Origin of the sequence: Rhizobium sp. 18065, assembly GCF_902706095.1 — a bacterium.
Classification (GTDB): domain Bacteria; phylum Pseudomonadota; class Alphaproteobacteria; order Rhizobiales; family Rhizobiaceae; genus Allorhizobium.
The window spans coordinates 969,519-985,801 of the sequence record NZ_CACSJP010000001.1; the positions used below are offsets into that span (position 1 = coordinate 969,519).

Genomic DNA, 16,283 nt, shown 5'->3' on the forward strand with positions numbered 1-16,283 from the left:
TCCTCGCAGGATCAGGGCAAATCGACGGCACCAACCAGTTATATAGACATCAACGACCGTCCGGCAAAGGCACAAACTCCTCTTCGTCGCCCGGAACGATGTCGAAGCGCCCGGTTCTCCACTCTTCCTTGGCCTGTTCTATGCGTTCCTTCGAGGAGGAGACGAAGTTCCACCAGATGAATTTCTTCGAATCCATCGCAGCACCACCGAACAGCATGACATGGCAGCCCTGGGCGCCACCGACCAGCGTGATGGGGTCGCCAGCCCGGAAAACCAGCAATTGATCGGCGGCAAACCGGTCGCCGGCGATCTCGATCTCGCCCTCCAGCACGTAGAGCGCCCGCTCTTCCTGCGTCGCATCGAAAGGGAAACGGGCATGTGGCTGCAGGGTCAGGTCCACATAAAGCGTCTCGGAAAACGATGCGACCGGCGACGTTATGCCGCCCATCGATCCGATCACCACCCGACCGGCTGCGCCCCCGGCGTTAAAAAGTGGCAACTCGGTCTTGGCCGTATGGGCAAACGCCGGATCGATTTCCTCCATCCGCTCCGGCAGCGCCAGCCATGTCTGCAGGCCGGAAATCGACAAAGGGTGGCCGCGCAGGTTTTCCGGCGTGCGCTCCGAATGCACGATGCCGCGCCCGGCCGTCATCAGGTTGATGTCACCCGGCGCGATCACCAGTTCGGTGCCGAGGCTGTCGCGATGCTTGATCTCGCCGTCGAACAGATAGGTGACGGTCGACAGCCCGATATGGGGGTGCGGCCTGACATCCATCGCATCGCCGGCCTTGAGCACCGCCGGGCCCATGCGGTCGAAGAAGATGAACGGCCCGACCAGCCGCCGCTTCGCCGATGGCAGCGCCCGGCGCACCGAAAAGTTGCCGATATCGCTGGAGCGCGGGATGATCAGATGCTCGATGGCATCGCAGGCGAACGTATCGCCGGGAACGGGGTCATTGCCGGGAAAGAAGGACATGGGCGCAAGTCTCCGGTTTATCGTGGCGCCACTGTAATCCGGGATTGCCGCCGCGCACAGTGCGCTGCGCGGATGGAAGCTGTGACGCAGCGTCCAATTTTTGGGGAACTTGCGGTGTCTACGATTGATTGACGCCTATGGCGTTGAATGTCATATTGACGATATGAAGGCCGAGCTGCTCTTTCGTGAACGTATCATCTACAACGATGGAGCCATTCTCGAGATGACCGTCTGGCAGGTTCCCATGCCTGTCCCACCGTCGCGGCATTTCCTGAAATACTCGCTGTTCTATGGTCGGCCCGGCGAGCGCATCGTCTTGTACGATAACGAGCGCGGTAAAGGTGACCATAGACATTATGGACCACGTGAGGAGGCATACCGATTTGTCTCCGTGGAGCGATTGCTCACAGACTTCAGAAGCGATGTCGAATTGGCCAGAGGTGAAACAATATGAGCAAGGATATCAATATCCACGTCGGCGGCTCCTTCGACCAGGCTGCTAGTCGTTTTATCGACGCATGGCATCGCGCCGAGGCGGGAGATCCGGTTTCGGAAGAGCACCTGACATTTGTCGACTGGGAGGCCTTTACCCGTACCATGACGGGCAAGCGCCTTGAGTTGTTGCGGTATCTTCACCGCCATCCCCAGGATAGCGTTGCGGCCTTGGCCCGTAGCCTCAAGCGCGATTACCGCCGGGTGCATGAGGACGTCGAGATTCTGACCGCGGCCGGTCTGATCAATCGTGATGGGCTGACGCTGACTGCGGGATACGATGAAATCCGCACAGTGATCAACATAAGTTAGGCAACGGTTGTCCGCTTCAGCAGGAGCCGTGAGATAAGCTCACTGCCCGTCGAGCGGCTCGACGCCGGCCGGCTTGCCGGCGCGGTCGAGGCGGATTTTCTCGATCCGGTTTTCGGCCGCCGAGAGAAGCGTCTCGCAATGTTTCTTCAGCAGCTCGCCACGCTCGTAGATGGCGATGGATTCGTCCAGCGCCACGTCGCCGCGCTCCAGCCGCGCCACGATGCTTTCGAGTTCGGCCACGGCCTTTTCGAAGGAATAGCCGGTCAGGTCGGCGGGGGCGGCGGTGTCGGACATACTCAACCCTTCATCAGTCTAGCGATATGCAGGCCGGCCGATTCGGCCAGACCCTCGAGATCATAGCCGCCTTCAAGCAGGCTGACGACCCGGTTCTTGGCAAAGCGATCGGCAACTTCGAGCAGGCGCCCGGTCGCCCAGTCGAAATCCTCGCCGACCAGGTTGATCTGCGCTAAGGGATCGCGGTGATGCGCGTCGAAGCCGGCCGAGATCAGGATCAGGTCCGGTGAAAAATCATGCAGTGCCGTCAGCACGCGCGACTTGAACGCCTCGCGAAAGTGGTCGGAGCCAACATTCGGCGAAAGCGGTGCGTTGACGATATTGTTCTTCGTGCCCGTCTCGTCCTTGGCGCCGGTGCCGGGATAAAGCGGCATCTGGTGCGTCGAGCAGAACAGCACGGACGGATCGTCCCAGAAAATGTCCTGCGTGCCATTGCCGTGATGCACGTCCCAGTCGACGATCGCGACACGCTCGACGCCATAGACCTTCTGCGCATGACGGGCGGCGATCGCCACCGTGTTGAACAGGCAAAAGCCCATGGCCTTCGACTTCTCGGCATGATGGCCAGGTGGCCGTCCGGCGACAAAGGCATTGTCGGCCTTGCCGGTCATCACGTCGTCGACGGCCGATAGTGCGCCGCCGATTGCCGTCAGAGCAACTTGCAGGCTTTTCGGCGAGGCATAGGTGTCGGCCTCGATCTGGTTGATCTCGCCGTCTTCCTCCGGGATCTGGCGCATCACTGCAAACAGATGCTCCTCCGGATGCGCCAGCGTCACCGCATCTTCGTTGGCCTGCTTCGCCTCGATCCGCACCAGACGCTCGAAATTCGGATGCTCCAGCGCGATGTTCAACGAGCGCAGCCGGTCGGCCCGCTCCGGGTGGCCGGGTGGCGTATTGTGCTCGAGAAACAGCGGATTCTCATAGAGATGTGTGGTCATGGCATTTTTCCTCGATCGCGCCTGTACATAACGCGCCCGTGGGTCATCTTCCACCACAGACCGGCGTTTTTACAGTATTCGGCATCCGCTTCGCGGTTTACCCTGTTTCGCGACGCTTGGCGGTCGGCCTTGTTATCTTTTAGCCAATGCCGTTAAATGCGCCAAAGCCATGGAAAGACAGGCCTTCTTCATGAATGAGATCGAACGGGTCGAGGTGAGCCAACTCACAATCCCCTATCGCGACATTGGCATGTCCGGCGAGATGCAGGCGGCCGCCTATGTGACCCATGCCGAGGCCGCGCTGACGCATTTCTGGCGCTATCGCCCGCCACTGGAAGACGAGCCGAACTATACTGTGTCCAAGCTCGAACTGCGGCTTTTCTTTCCCCTGCGCTTCGAAGACAAGGTCACGCTCACCGTCAAGATCGACAAGATCGGCGGCAAGTCGCTCGGCTTCGAGGTCCTGTTCGACAAGGACGGCCAGACGGCAGCCGAGGTCGACGTGATCTGGACGGCGCGGGATCCCGAGACCACTGAGCCGGTGGCGCTTCCTGAAGACACGCGCGACTGGCTGTATCGCTATCTGAGGTAGTTTTTCAGAGCGTTTTGCGCAGGATGACGGCGAGAACTCGACGCTGCTCGTCCAGTGCGGGCGATCCGCTACGGCGCATGTCAACCGTTGTGATCAATGCCTTCCACAGAGCCCAGCCTCTTGCACGCTGCCATGTCGCCGCATCAAGTGGCAAAGCGGTGCGAAATCGCGCTCTCGCTTCGCCATCGAGGAAGGTCCAGGTAATGACCAGATCGCAGGCTGGATCACCGATGGCGGCCGTACCGAAGTCGATCACGGCGGCAAGCTGCCCGCCTGCCACCAGCAGATTGCCCGGCGCGATGTCGCCGTGAACCCAGACCGGTGGCCGCTCCCAATGGCTGGAAAGTGCCTCATTCCAGATCGCGGTCGCGACATTGCCATCAATCTCGTCGCCAAGTTCGGCGATCGCCGCAACGGTCTCGGCGCTGTAGATGCCCAGGTCGCCGCCGCGGTGGAAATTGTGCTGACCGGCCGGCGGGCCGCCCGCCGTCTCGGCCCGATGCAGGGATTGGATGAAGCCGGCAAGCCGGTCGGCAAATCCGAACATGTCCGAGACCGCTGCCGTCGTGGCCGGCTCGCCTGTGATCCAGCCATAAATGCCAAAGGGAAAGGCATAGTGTGGCGACGCTTCTCCCATTGCCAGCGGGGTCGGGATCGGCAGGGAAAGCTGCGGCGCCAGCATGGGAAGGATCCGTTGTTCCTTCGTCACCTGCGCCGCATAGCTCCCGGCGCTGGGCAACCGCACCGACATCGTTTCGCCGAGCCGGAAGGTCTGGTTGTCCCAGCCGCCGGGCACCACCTTTCGAACCGGTAGTCCCGCCCATTGTGGAAACTGGTCAGCGATCAGTGCGCGAACCAGGGTCTCGCTGATGTCCAGCCTGTCACTCAACACCCGCGCTCCAACTGTGCCAATGCCGTTGGGCTGGCATTCTGATCAATCTGCTCACGCGCTCCGGTGCAGGATCGGATAACCGACCATTACGGCGCGGCCGGCAAGGCCGGCGACGACGGCCTTGAGCAGGTCGCCCGGGATGAAGGCCATCGAGCCGTACAATGCCTTTTCCAGCCCGAGGCCGGCGCCGAAGGCGAGATAGCCGATGCCGAACAGATAGAGGACCAAAACCCCGCCGATGGCGGCCGCTGCGATGAAGCCGAGCGTCTGCTTGGTCGCCGCGAACGTGTAGCCGGCAAAACCTTCAGCGATCCGGCCGGTGACATAGGCGGCCGGCAGCCAGCCGAGCAGGAAGCCGACGGTCGGGCCGGCGAAGACACCGAGACCACCGCGTCCGCCGGACAGCACCGGCAGGCCGATTGCGACAAGCAGGATAACCAGTGCCACCGCAAGCACACCGCGCCTTGCACCGAGAACCACGCCGGCCAGCATGACGCCGAGCGACTGTGCGGTGATCGGCACCGGAATGAAACCGAGCGTGATCGGCGGCACGGCGCCAAGTGCCACGATGATGGCGGCAAACAAGGCGATAAGTACGAGGTCGCGTGTCTTCATGAGATCCCCCTGATAAACATGATCCAGCTTCACTGCCCGCGAATGCCGCGCGCGTCAATGGCGGCGGCGATGCTGTCCGCATCCTTCAGCGTCGCGATGATCAGCGGCGCGATGACCGTGCCGGCCTTCGGCGTCAACCCGCGGGCGCGGTGTGCCTCGCGGATCGCATCATAGCGCGTGATGATTTCCGGAACAAAGCGCACGACCAGCCCGACTGCAAGGCCGATATCGGCGGCCTTCAGCAGCCCCAGCCGCTCCAGCGGCATCGCCGCCCGGGTGATCACCGCGATGAAGTCCGAAATGCTCGTCGTCGCCGTGACGCTTGCGGCCAGCAGCATCAGCGCCGTCAGGCGAAGGCCGGTCACGCTCGCCTCCTCGACGCCGTTGAACAGAAGATGTAGGCCGACGACGGCGAGAATGGTGGCAAGGATCGGGACCAGCGGGCGGATCGCGACCCGCAGCGGCTGGCCGAGCCCCAGATAGATCGTACCGGTCGCCAGCGTGGCAAACGTCAGCAGCGGGATCGAGCGCGTCAGGAAGAGGAGGACGGCGAAGACCGTCAGGCCCGCGAGCTTGGCACCCGCTGGCAGGCGGTGCATCACTGTGCGGCCGTCGTGATAGAGGCTCCTCATGCGCCTGCAATCTCCACGTAGCGCGCAACGGCCTCGTGACCCTGCCCATCAAAGGCGAGTGCCCCTTCGTGGAAGACGAGCACGCGCGGATAGTCGCGGATCAGCTCGAGGTCGTGGGTGATGACGATCGCCTGCTGGGCCAGCCCCTCGATCGCTGCTTTGACCATCGCCCGGTTCTTCAGGTCGAGCTGGTTGGTCGGCTCGTCGAACAGGATCAGTTCCGGCGCGGTGACCACGACTGCGGCCAGTGCTGCCAGTTGCAGTTCACCGCCCGACAGTTCATGCGGTCTTCGGCTGGCCAAATGGGTGATCCCGAAACGGTCCAGCACGCGGTCGACCGCGGCCTCAAGCGCTGGCCCCTTCAGACCCCGGCTTTTCGGCCCCATGGCGATGTCGTCGCGGATGATCGGCAGGATGATCTGGTTGGCCGGGTTCTGAAAGATGAAGCCGGCCTTCGCCATTACCTCCCGCTCGTCCTTCACCGTATCCAGACCGTCCAGCGTGACGGTCCCGGATGTCGGCTTGGCAAGGCCGTTGATCAGCCGGGCGAAACTGGTCTTGCCCGAGCCGTTGAGGCCGATCACGCCGATCCGCGGCTCGGACAACACAAGCGTAAGCGGCTTCAGCGCTGAATGTTCGCCGTGGCGGAGTTCGGTCTGGTCGAAACGGATATGCAAGGCGGACGTCTCCTGAAGTGTGCCGGTTCTATAGACCCTCGGTGCGATGAGGGGAATGGCTCGCTTAGGCGCCACCGATGGCCGCTTCGTTGACAAAACCGCTTCTCCGCTCCATATTTACGTAGAAGTTTCGAGGTGGGAACGGCCTACCCACGCACCCGCAAGGGTCAGTAGCCGCAAGGCGAAGAGATCCGGGATTTGGCACCCCGGCGGAAATGAAAACCCCGCTCGCGCGGGGTTTTTCATTTGGTGCGGATCAGATGTCCCTTTCGCAATCGGTTGGCAAGTTTGTCGCGGTCTATCGGATAGGTGGACTTTACCATGTAGATGCCCTGTCCCGTGGGCTTGATCAGCACGGCCACCAGAACGATGAGTCCAGCCTGGTTGATCTCCCTGACGAGTTCGAAACCGTCGCCGGCATGCTTCGGCGATTGGCCCACATGGGTTGGATCCGTGACGGCCTGTGAGAGATACGGCACGCATGACATAAAGCTGTCCGGGTGTGATCTGAATGCGTGTTTTTGGGCTGGGATAGAGAAGGTAACGAAGCCTTTGGTCAAGTGGAGGCCAAAGCTTCTCAATTGGTGGACCGGAAGCTCCCCCAGGATCAAAGGTCGGAAACGGGGCCAGTCTCTGGGATCGCTCAACCTGCGTTCCTTCGTGTCGTCCGTCGAGTGTCTTAATCCTCCGGTTGTATCGCTTCGCAGTGCGAGTTGAAAATAGGGGAAATTCGTCGATTGAACAAACCACGAACATCCGCTAGCCTATTCCCATGGCGATTCAAATCTCAAATCCGCAGGCGCGACGTATCTTCCTCGAGCGGCAGGGGCTGTCGCGTCCGCCGCACAAGGCGCTGGGGCGCGATGGCCTCTACGCATTGATCCATGACCTGGGTTTCGTCCAGGTCGACAGCATTCAGGTCGTCGAGCGGGCCCATCACCAGATCCTGTTTTCCCGCAGCCAGACCTACCGGCGCGAGGACCTGTCGCATCTGCTGGAAAAGGACCGCTCCCTGTTCGAGCACTGGACGCATGACGCCTCGATCATCCCGTCTGCCTTCTTTCCCTACTGGAAACACCGCTTCCGCCGCCGCGAGGCGAAGATCCTGGAAAACTGGCGCAAATGGCAGGGTGAGGGCTTCGACCAGGCCTTCGAGGAGACCTACGAGAGGATCCGGTCCGGTGGACCGATCCTGTCGCGCGACGTCAAGGCCGAAGACCATAAATCCGGCGGCTGGTGGAACTGGCATCCCAACAAGACGGCGCTGGAATTCCTCTGGCACACCGGCAAGCTGTCGATCGCCAGGCGGGAAAACTTCCAGAAAGTTTATGACCTGTCCGAGCGGGTGATCCCGGGCGAGCACCATGCCAGTGAAGTCGATCACGACAGCTTCGTCGACTGGGCCTGCCGGTCAGCCCTGACCCGCCTCGGCTTTGCCACGTCGGGTGAGATCGCCGCCTTCTTCGACATTATCACGCCGGATGAGGCCAAGGCCTGGATATCAGCCCATCGTGAGGAACTGGATGAGGTGCTCATCGAGACGATGGAGGGCAAGCCGCGTCTGTCCTTCGCCTTCATCGAGGGGCTTTCCACCCTGCTGGATGCACCGGAGCCGCCGGCCCGCATCCGCGTGCTCAGCCCCTTCGATCCGCTGATCCGCGACCGCAATCGCACCGAACGCCTGTTCGGCTTCTTCTACCGTATCGAGGTGTTTGTGCCCGAGCCCAAGCGCCAGTACGGCTACTATGTCTTCCCGCTGCTGGAGGGAGACCGCCTGATCGGCCGCATCGACATGAAGGCCGACCGCAAGGCGGGTGTGCTCGACGTCAAGCGCCTGTGGCTGGAACCGGGTGTGAAGCCTTCTGCCGGCCGACTTGAGAAACTACAAGCGGAACTGGGACGCCTTGCGCGCTTCTCTGGCGTCGAGCAGGTCAGCCTGCGCGATGGCTGGCTCGGCTAGCGCCGGCGCTCTCGACCACCGGTCGTGCCCACCAATTGCTCCCCACCGCAAGCAGGAAAATGTATCGCAATGTCTGCCACGTCTGACGCCTATCGCATCGAACCCGTCACGCCCACTGTAAAAGACTATCTCCGCCTGCGACAGCAAGCAGGCCTCAGCCCGTTTTCCGAGGAAGCAGCAAACCGCGGATTGGCCGGCTCGATCTTCGCCGTCTCACTGATGCAGGGCGAAGAGATCGTCGGCATGGGCCGCATCATCGGCGATGGCGGCTGCTTCTATCAGGTCACCGATATCGCGGTCCTCCCCGACCATCAGGGCAAGGGGCTCGGCAAGCGCATCATGGCAGCCCTCACCGATTACATGAAGGCAAATTTGCCGGCCACCGCCTATGTCAGCTTGATCGCCGATGTTCCGGCGAACAAACTCTACGAACAGTTCGGCTTTGCCGAGACCGCACCACGTTCCGTCGGTATGGCCATGACGATCGGTTCGCGGTAATCCTTGTAAAATCCATCAAGTGACGTATATATTACCTGTCATTTGACGGAGGATGCTCTGATGCTGGAAATGTTCGACCGGACGCAGGCAAAGACAGCAGCAAGGCCGCAGGGCTTTGCAACCGAGGCCGATCGCGACCGCCTGTCGAAGACGGCCCTGAAGGCCTACCGACGCATCGTCGCTCATTGGGATCTGACCAGCCAGCAGGCGGCAGCTCTTCTCGGTGTCTCCGTCAGCACCTGGGAGCGGTTGAAGCCTGAAACCGCGGAAAAGACGCTCAGCCAGGACCAGATGACCCGCATTTCCGCCCTGACAGGTCTCTACAAGGGCCTGCACCTGCTGTTTGCCGACAACATGGCCGACCGCTGGCTGTCGCTGGAGAATACGGGCCCGCTGTTTGACCGCCGCTCGCCTATCGCCGCCATGATCGAGGGTGGCATACCCCATATGCTCGACGTTCGCCGCTATGTCGACGCCGTGCGCGGAGGCCTTTGATTGACGCTCGACGGCGTGCCGATCGTCACGATCGCCTATCCGAAGACGGTGCGGCTGGTGTCGACCGCGCGCCTGCGCCAGGCCGTGCTTGTGTCGCTGGTTGATACTGCCGATGAACTGGCCGAACTGGCCGAGATCGAGGCCGCCACCAGCAACAGGATCGTGGCGGAGACGCGCGGCATATCGGGGCTGGCATCCAATGAACTGGTCTATGACGTGCCGCATGCACATTTCATCAATGCCTGCTTTGCCTATGCCAAGCCGCGCGAGCCCAACCGCTTCAACGGAGGCGACCGTGGTGCCTGGTATTCGGCGCTGGCCGTCGAAACCTGCCTGGCCGAAATCATCTTTCACATGACGGATTTCCTCGCCAGGGCCGGGGATTTTAACGCCGTGGTCGAATATGCCGAGATGTTCTGCAGCCTGTCGGGTGATTTCCTCGATATGCGCGCGGAGACAGAACATGGCGCACTCGATCCGGACAAGGCGCGTGGCTATCCCCTCGGCAATGCGCTCGCCGAAGATGCGCGCAGGGCAGGGGCCAACGGCATCGTCTATCCTTCAGTCCGACACCCGGGCGGCACCTGTTTTGCGGTCCTGCGCCCGGCGGCGGTACAGTCCGTCCGCCAGGGCGATGTCTACCGGCTGGTCTGGTCCGGCAAGCCGGCTCCGGCCACCGAAGGCCCGATCGCCTCTCCACCCTCCCCTTGAGGGGAGGGTCGGCCACAGGTCCGCGGTAGGTGATGCCTCAGACGATCTCGGTCGCCGAGATTTTGATGCCGAAGCCTTCGAGGCCGACATAGTGGCGCTCGCGTGAGGACATCAGCCTGATCGAGGTGACGCCGAGATCTTTCAGGATCTGCGCGCCGAGTCCGATTTCCAGCCATTCACTCTCGCGCACCTGGGCTTCGCTATGGGCTTCCCGGTCGAGCTTGCCGGTGCGTGCGGTGGTCGAGACACCGACGCCGACCGAGCCCTCGCGCAGATAGACGATGACGCCGCGGCCCTTCTCGGCGATCTTCTTCATGACGCCGTCAATCTGCCGGTTGTTGCCGAAAACGTCGGCGCCGACATGCTCGAGATGCAGGCGCACCGGAATGTCTTCGCCATCGCGGATGTCGCCGAACACCACGGCCAGATGCTGCATCGGATCCCAGGGCAGCGAGTAGCTGTGGCCCTTGGCCGTGCCATAGGGTGTCTGGATATCGAAGCTCGAATGCAGCTGGATCAGCGTTTCCTTGCGCTGGCGATAGGCGATCAGGTCGGCAACCGACACTTGCTTCAGACCATGTTCCTCGGCAAAGGACGCAACCTGCGGACCGCGCATGACCGTGCCGTTGTCATTGACCAGTTCGGAAATCACACCGATCAGCGGCAGGTTCGCCAGCTTGCACAGATCGACCGCGGCTTCCGTATGGCCGGAACGCATCAGCACGCCGCCTTCGCGCGCGACCAGCGGGAAGATATGGCCGGGCCGGACGAAATCGGTAGCGCCGACATTCGGGTTGGCGAGATTGCGCACGGTAAGTGTCCGATCATCGGCCGAAATTCCGGTCGAGGTACCGTGCTTGAAGTCGACGGAGACGGTGAACGCCGTGGTATGGGCGCTGTCATTGTCGGCGACCATGGCCGAAAGGTTCAGCCGTTTGGCCTCCTCTTTCGGCATCGGTGCACAGACGATGCCCGAGGTATGGCGTACGATGAAAGCCATCTTTTCCGGCGTGCAATGCACGGCCGCGACGATCAGATCGCCTTCGTTCTCGCGGCCGTCATCGTCCATGACGACGACGATCTCGCCGGCTTCGAAGGCACGGATGGCGTCAACGACACGCTTCTGGTCATAGCTCATGGCAGAACCTCACTTCAGGCGGCCGGTCTGGCCGCGATCCCTCAGAATATGGTCGAGAATGGTGCAGGCGAGCATCGCCTCACCGACAGGCACGGCACGGATCCCGACACAGGGGTCGTGGCGGCCCTTGGTCCGCACATCCACCTCATTGCCGTCGGAATCGATCGAGCGACGTTCGGTCAGGATCGACGAGGTCGGCTTGATGGCAAAGCGCGCGACCAGCGGCTCGCCCGTGGCGATCCCGCCGAGCACGCCGCCGGCATGGTTGGAGAGAAACACCGGCTTGCCGTCCGGCCCGATCCGCATCTCGTCGGCGTTTTCCTCGCCGGTGATTTCAGCGGCCCCGAAGCCATTGCCGATCTCCACGCCCTTGACGGCGTTGATCGACATCAGATTGGCGGCGATATCCTGGTCGATCTTGCCATAGACCGGTGCGCCGATCCCGGCCGGTACGCCTTCGGCGATCACTTCGACGACCGCGCCGACGGAGGAGCCTGACTTGCGGATTTCGTCGAGATAGCTTTCCCAGACGGGAACGATCGCGGCATCAGGGCAGAAGAACGGGTTCTGGTCGACCTGGGCCCAGTCCCAGTTGTCGCGGTTGACCTTGTGGCGGCCGATCTGCACCAGCGCGCCGCGGATCGTCACATTCGGCATGGCAAGCCGCGCCAGAGCGCCGGCAGCCACGCGCGCCGCCGTCTCGCGGGCAGACGAGCGCCCGCCACCGCGATAGTCGCGGATGCCGTATTTCAGGTCATAGGTGAAGTCGGCATGGCCCGGACGATAACGCTTGGCGATATCGCCATAATCCTTCGAGCGCTGGTCGGTGTTTTCGATAAAGAGCGACACCGGCGTGCCGGTGGTGATCATCGAACCGTCTTCCTGCGGCATTACGCCGGACAGAACCTTGACGATGTCGTCCTCGCGCCGCTGGGTGACGAAACGCGACTGGCCGGGTTTGCGCTTGTCCATGAAGATCTGCAGGTCTTCCTGCCGGAAGCGGATACCCGGAGGGCAGCCGTCGATGACGGCGCCAAGCGCCGGTCCGTGGCTTTCGCCCCAGGTGGTGACGCGGAAGAGGTGACCGAAGGTGTTATGCGACATGAGTGACGAACCGCTCCATTCTGGCCGGCGAGGCATGCTCGCCGGCTGGGGCCTTGGATGGCGTCACTCATAGAGCAAATTCAGGAAAGGTGTGAAGCGCTTTTCCTCTCCGGATGGGCCAAAAAGCGGACGGACGTTTCTTTGTTTCACCCAAACAGGCTCAAACAGATTGCCCACGCAAGCCGCGCGGCAATCAGGTGTTCGGCCTGTGTGGATGCGGCAACTGCCGTCAGGAAGCCTGCCTTTGTGGTAAGCGGGTGACAAAGCGGCTGAAATCCTCGAAGGACAGCGGCTTGGCAAACGCATAGCCCTGCAGATAGTCGCAGCCGAGCTGGCGTAGAAGCGCGGCATGCTCGTGGGTTTCCACCCCTTCGGCTACCGTCTCGATACCGAGCGAGCCGGCGATCTCGACGATCGAGCGCACCAGGCTGCGTTCCTGCGGCTGGGTGGTGATCGGCATGACCAGCTGGCGGTCGATCTTCAGCCGCTTCGGCTTCAGCTTCAGAAGGCTGACGATCGAGGTATGGCCGGTGCCGAAATCATCGATCTCGATATCGATGCCGAGCGCCTTGATACGGTCGATATTGCTGGTCGCGATCGTGTCGCTGTCATCGAGGAAGATGGATTCGACCAGCTCGAAACAGATCGAGCCCTCCGGCACGTTCAAGCCTTCCAGCTGTTCGATCAGGTTTTCGTCATGCAGGCGCTTGGATGAGACATTCACGGATATGCGCGGCACCGGCACACCGAGTGCCGTCCAGCGCATCTGGTCCTTCAGGGCGGTCTGCAACACCAGTTGGTCGATGCGGGCCATGACGTTGAGGTCTTCGGCAACTTTCAGGAATGCGCCGGAAGCAAGCACGCCGCGATCGGGATGGCGCCAGCGGACGAGAGCCTCGGCGCCGCAGAGCTGCATGCTGTTGGCTTCGAACTGCGGCTGGTACCAGACGATGAATTCGTCGCGATCAAGCCCGGCCAGCATGTCGTCGGCCATGCGCTTCTTGGCGATGATGTTCGCCTGCAGGTCGGGCGTGAAGAATTCGTAGCAGTTGCGCCCCTTTTCCTTGGCCTGGTAGAGCGCGATATCCGCGTTGATGAGGGCCTTGCGTGCATCGGGGATAAGACCGATCGCCTGGGCGATGCCGATGGACACGCCGCAGCGGCAGTCGAAGCCTTCGAAATCCACCGGCTGCCGCATCTCCTCGATGATCCGGGTCGAAAGCTCGGCCAGTTCGTCCATCGAAGCGTCCCGTCGGATCAGGATGACGAATTCGTCACCGCCGATGCGCGCCACCAACTCGCCGCGCGGCACATGCCGCATCAGCACGCGCGACGCATGCACCAGCATCGCATCGCCGGCCGCATGGCCGAGCGTATCGTTGATTTCCTTGAAGCGGTCGAGGTCGAGATGCAGGATGGCGAACTTGTGCCGTTGCGTTTCGCCCTTGCGTGTCAGAGCGTCCAGCTCCAGATCGAGCTTGCGGCGGTTGGCGAGCGCTGTCAGCGGATCATGCAGCGCATTGAACTCGATGCGGTTCTTGGCCAGTTCCAGCTCGATATTGCGCATGTCGGCTTCGGCCTTGGCCGAGCGCAACTGTTCGGCCAGCAACGCGTCTGCCGTCACGTCGAAAGCGATACCGAACAGCTTCTTCTTGCCGTCGCGGTTCATATAGAGCTGGCCGACCGAGCGAATGAAGCGGGTTTCGCCATTCGGCAGCAGAACGCGCTGAATGGTGTTGAGTGTCTGGTCGTTGGTCGTCGCCCGTTTGGTGTTCAGCAGAATGTCGCGTCGCTCTTCGGCATGCAGACAGGACATCCACTGGTGTTCGGTCACCGGCTGGTCGCTATAGGCAAGACCGTAGAGCTGATGCATGCGCTCGTCCCACATGGCATTGCGGGTGACCGGGTCGCCTTCCCATATCCCGCAATTGTAGGATGCAAGCGCAAGGTCGAGCCTTTGCGACAGCATGGCCAGATCGTGTTCGCGGCTGGACAGTTCGTCGAGCGCCAGTTCCAGCTCGGCATTCTTGATGTCGCTGGTTTCCTTGGCCTGGCTCAGCGACTGCGTCACCAGCGTATCGGTTGTCACGTCGCAGACGATGCCCGTCAGGCGCTTGATGCCGCGCTCGTTGATCGAGCAGGCTCCAGCCGAGCGCAGGTAGCGATAGGTCCCGTCGGAGAGCTCGATCCGGTAGGTGACGTCCCAGGCGGTTTCGGTGCCGGCGATCACGCAGTCGAAGAACTGTTGCTCGACCTTCTGCACATCATCCGGATGGATGGTGGCATACCAGTCGGCCAGGCGATCCTCCTGGTCCGTCAGGCTGACGGGAAGGCAATGCAAACCGGCAGAGCGTTCGTCCCAGTGCAATTCATGGGTGTCTTGATCGATATCCCAGATGCCGATATTCGACGTTTCCATGGCCAGCTGGAAGCGGTGCGACAGGTCGATCAGTCGTTCCTCACGACCCTGCAATCGGCTGATGTTGCGATTGCGTTCGCGCAGCAGGAACAGGGCGAGCAGCACCGGCACCATCATCGCGGCAACCGTCGCAAGCACGATCATTCTGATGGGCATGATGCGGTTCATTGCCACATCCCAGCCCTCTACCGGCGCGCCATAAAGCACGAAGGAGAGATCGTGGTGGCTGAATTCCTGGGCGATCGGCTGCTCGTCGTGGATGCTTGCGGTGCCGAACAGTATTCGGCCTTGCGGGCCGGCAGTTGCAATCGCCATATGCAGCTGGTCAAACTTGTGGTCGAATTCGCCTTGGGAAGAGGAACTGCCGGCGCCGGAAAGACCCGAAAGCCCGGCAGCATCAAAGATCTTGGTGATGTCCAACGAAACGATCATCAATTTCCATGCCTTCGTTGCTTCCCAACTCGGCGGCGGCACCGGAATGCTCAGTTCCACCGTGTTGTTCTCGAGCGACAGCTTCGGCTGGAATGCCATCCGGTGGATATCATGCAGCGGCACGAAGGCGACCGTGGTGATGTGCGGGTCGCGTGCGACGATCTTGTTGATCGTCCGGTTGAGCTCTGTCGGCGACAGCATCGGATCGTCCGCGATATCATCGGCAATCGCCATCGCATTGGCGACATCCATGTTCAGCCGGTTGCGAATTGACACTTGCGCATGCTCCAGGGCATCCGCGACTTCATGTTCGACGCGTTGCTGTTCGTACTGCGCGGAACTACGGTCGATCAACACGCCGGCGCCGATGATCACTGTGCTGATCACGCCACCCAGGGCGAGCCATAGAACGCCTTTGCTCCACCCTTCGCCGTCGTGGCGCTGTCCTGCATCGAAGATACGCAACTGTAAAATTCCTGTCACTCCAAGTTACGGGAAGTCTATAGGTGGGGGGTTAATTTAGCCTTGCCCCAACAAAACAGCGGCGCATCTAACCCATGGTTCCGTTTGACCATTTTTGACTTCCACCGTGTCTCGCGTGAAAACTTGTGCGAGATTGCCGACGATCCTGGAATAACAAACTGGGGAGGGTTGATCCTTGCCCTCGTTACGGTCCACAATCTTTGCGAAAAGGACACATCTGCGGGCGAATTTTGCCACATTCAGGAGGCTATTTTGCATCATATATTTTTAGTCGTTTGGTCGAGGGTGGTCCGTATGCGCATCGTCATTTCTGTCTTGCTTGCTACAGCAAGCTTTTTGTCTCCTCTCTCTGCCTTTGCCGGCAGTGATGACGTCGAGGCAACCATCGAGGCGGTCAATGTCGACAGCATGAGCCTGGTGCTCGACGACGGCAAGACCTACACCGTGCCGGCAGAGTTCAACTTCGACGGTCTGGAAAGTGGACAGAAGGTCATCGTGTTTTACACGGAAGTCGACGGCAAGCGCGTCGTGGACGATCTCGAAGTCATCCAGTAAAGCGACTGGTCATTGCGCGACGGCGGAGACCCCGGACCGGTTTCCGCCGTTTTCTATTTGAACAATCC

19 protein-coding genes are annotated in these 16,283 nt (G+C 61.3%); 8 read left to right on the forward strand and 11 right to left on the reverse strand.

Annotated features, from left to right (window positions below; all coding sequences use genetic code 11):
• Positions 1-49: 49 nt before the first annotated feature.
• The gene (locus GVK95_RS04610; RefSeq protein WP_159946989.1) at positions 50-976 is read right to left on the reverse strand and encodes a pirin family protein; all 927 of its coding nucleotides are present in this window, start codon (positions 974-976) and stop codon (positions 50-52) included.
• A gap of 163 nt (positions 977-1,139) precedes the next feature.
• On the opposite strand from GVK95_RS04610, the gene GVK95_RS04615 reads away from it, so the two are divergent.
• Positions 1,140-1,430, forward strand: coding sequence for a DUF6516 family protein (locus GVK95_RS04615; protein ID WP_159947474.1), 291 nt, complete (start codon positions 1,140-1,142; stop codon positions 1,428-1,430).
• Positions 1,427-1,780 (forward strand): hypothetical protein, encoded by a 354-nt coding sequence (locus GVK95_RS04620; protein ID WP_159946991.1) that lies wholly within the window; start codon positions 1,427-1,429, stop codon positions 1,778-1,780. The genes GVK95_RS04615 and GVK95_RS04620 overlap by 4 nt, the downstream gene beginning before the upstream one ends.
• Before the next feature lie 39 nt (positions 1,781-1,819).
• Here the strand turns inward: GVK95_RS04620 and GVK95_RS04625 are convergent, their stop codons facing one another.
• On the reverse strand, positions 1,820-2,074 hold the full coding sequence (locus tag GVK95_RS04625; protein WP_007605460.1) for an exodeoxyribonuclease VII small subunit: 255 nt from the start codon (positions 2,072-2,074) through the stop codon (positions 1,820-1,822).
• Between the two features lie 2 nt (positions 2,075-2,076).
• The gene (locus tag GVK95_RS04630; RefSeq protein ID WP_159946993.1) at positions 2,077-3,012 is read right to left on the reverse strand and encodes a histone deacetylase family protein; all 936 of its coding nucleotides are present in this window, start codon (positions 3,010-3,012) and stop codon (positions 2,077-2,079) included.
• A gap of 190 nt (positions 3,013-3,202) precedes the next feature.
• Here GVK95_RS04630 and GVK95_RS04635 point away from each other — a divergent pair, with 190 nt between their 5' ends.
• Positions 3,203-3,604, forward strand: coding sequence for a thioesterase family protein (locus GVK95_RS04635; RefSeq protein ID WP_159946995.1), 402 nt, complete (start codon positions 3,203-3,205; stop codon positions 3,602-3,604).
• 4 nt (positions 3,605-3,608) lie between these two features.
• On the opposite strand, the gene GVK95_RS04640 is transcribed toward GVK95_RS04635, so the two are convergent.
• The 5 genes from GVK95_RS04640 to GVK95_RS04660 form a co-directional block, all read right to left on the reverse strand.
• Positions 3,609-4,496 (reverse strand): aminoglycoside phosphotransferase family protein, encoded by an 888-nt coding sequence (locus GVK95_RS04640; protein ID WP_159946997.1) that lies wholly within the window; start codon positions 4,494-4,496, stop codon positions 3,609-3,611.
• 51 nt (positions 4,497-4,547) lie between these two features.
• Complete coding sequence (locus tag GVK95_RS04645; protein WP_159946999.1) at positions 4,548-5,111, reverse strand: biotin transporter BioY; 564 nt, start codon at positions 5,109-5,111, stop codon at positions 4,548-4,550.
• Positions 5,112-5,140: 29 nt separating this feature from the next.
• Positions 5,141-5,743 carry an energy-coupling factor transporter transmembrane protein EcfT gene (locus GVK95_RS04650; RefSeq protein WP_159947001.1) on the reverse strand — a complete coding sequence of 201 codons (603 nt, stop codon included), beginning with the start codon at positions 5,741-5,743 and terminating at the stop codon, positions 5,141-5,143.
• The gene (locus tag GVK95_RS04655; protein WP_159947003.1) at positions 5,740-6,420 is read right to left on the reverse strand and encodes an ABC transporter ATP-binding protein; all 681 of its coding nucleotides are present in this window, start codon (positions 6,418-6,420) and stop codon (positions 5,740-5,742) included. Before GVK95_RS04655 ends, GVK95_RS04650 begins: the two co-directional genes overlap by 4 nt.
• 242 nt (positions 6,421-6,662) lie before the next feature.
• The gene (locus GVK95_RS04660; protein WP_159947005.1) at positions 6,663-6,980 is read right to left on the reverse strand and encodes a hypothetical protein; all 318 of its coding nucleotides are present in this window, start codon (positions 6,978-6,980) and stop codon (positions 6,663-6,665) included.
• Between the two features lie 212 nt (positions 6,981-7,192).
• Between GVK95_RS04660 and GVK95_RS04665 the strand changes: the two genes are divergently transcribed.
• The 4 genes from GVK95_RS04665 to GVK95_RS04680 all read left to right on the forward strand — a co-directional run bounded on the left by GVK95_RS04665 (position 7,193) and on the right by GVK95_RS04680 (position 10,084).
• Positions 7,193-8,380 carry a winged helix-turn-helix domain-containing protein gene (locus GVK95_RS04665; protein ID WP_159947007.1) on the forward strand — a complete coding sequence of 396 codons (1,188 nt, stop codon included), beginning with the start codon at positions 7,193-7,195 and terminating at the stop codon, positions 8,378-8,380.
• A 69-nt stretch (positions 8,381-8,449) separates the two neighbouring features.
• Positions 8,450-8,878 carry a GNAT family N-acetyltransferase gene (locus GVK95_RS04670; RefSeq protein ID WP_159947009.1) on the forward strand — a complete coding sequence of 143 codons (429 nt, stop codon included), beginning with the start codon at positions 8,450-8,452 and terminating at the stop codon, positions 8,876-8,878.
• Positions 8,879-8,938: 60 nt separating this feature from the next.
• The gene (locus GVK95_RS04675; protein WP_159947011.1) at positions 8,939-9,373 is read left to right on the forward strand and encodes an antitoxin Xre-like helix-turn-helix domain-containing protein; all 435 of its coding nucleotides are present in this window, start codon (positions 8,939-8,941) and stop codon (positions 9,371-9,373) included.
• Complete coding sequence (locus GVK95_RS04680; protein ID WP_159947013.1) at positions 9,374-10,084, forward strand: RES family NAD+ phosphorylase; 711 nt, start codon at positions 9,374-9,376, stop codon at positions 10,082-10,084. It abuts the gene before it with no gap.
• A 37-nt stretch (positions 10,085-10,121) separates the two neighbouring features.
• Here the strand turns inward: GVK95_RS04680 and ribB are convergent, their stop codons facing one another.
• The 3 genes from ribB to GVK95_RS04695 form a co-directional block, all read right to left on the reverse strand.
• A complete protein-coding gene (gene ribB / locus GVK95_RS04685) occupies positions 10,122-11,222 on the reverse strand; it encodes a 3,4-dihydroxy-2-butanone-4-phosphate synthase (protein WP_007605446.1) in 1,101 nt (366 codons plus the stop codon).
• Positions 11,223-11,231: 9 nt separating this feature from the next.
• Positions 11,232-12,326: a chorismate synthase gene (gene aroC / locus GVK95_RS04690; protein WP_159947015.1), complete on the reverse strand. Its 1,095-nt coding sequence runs from the start codon at positions 12,324-12,326 to the stop codon at positions 11,232-11,234.
• A gap of 229 nt (positions 12,327-12,555) precedes the next feature.
• Positions 12,556-15,642, reverse strand: a complete 3,087-nt coding sequence (locus tag GVK95_RS04695; protein WP_159947017.1) for a GGDEF and EAL domain-containing protein — start codon at positions 15,640-15,642, stop codon at positions 12,556-12,558.
• A 312-nt stretch (positions 15,643-15,954) separates the two neighbouring features.
• On the opposite strand from GVK95_RS04695, the gene GVK95_RS04700 reads away from it, so the two are divergent.
• Entirely contained in the window at positions 15,955-16,215 is a 261-nt protein-coding gene (locus GVK95_RS04700) for a DUF1344 domain-containing protein (protein WP_007605441.1), read from the forward strand.
• Positions 16,216-16,283 lie beyond the last annotated feature (68 nt).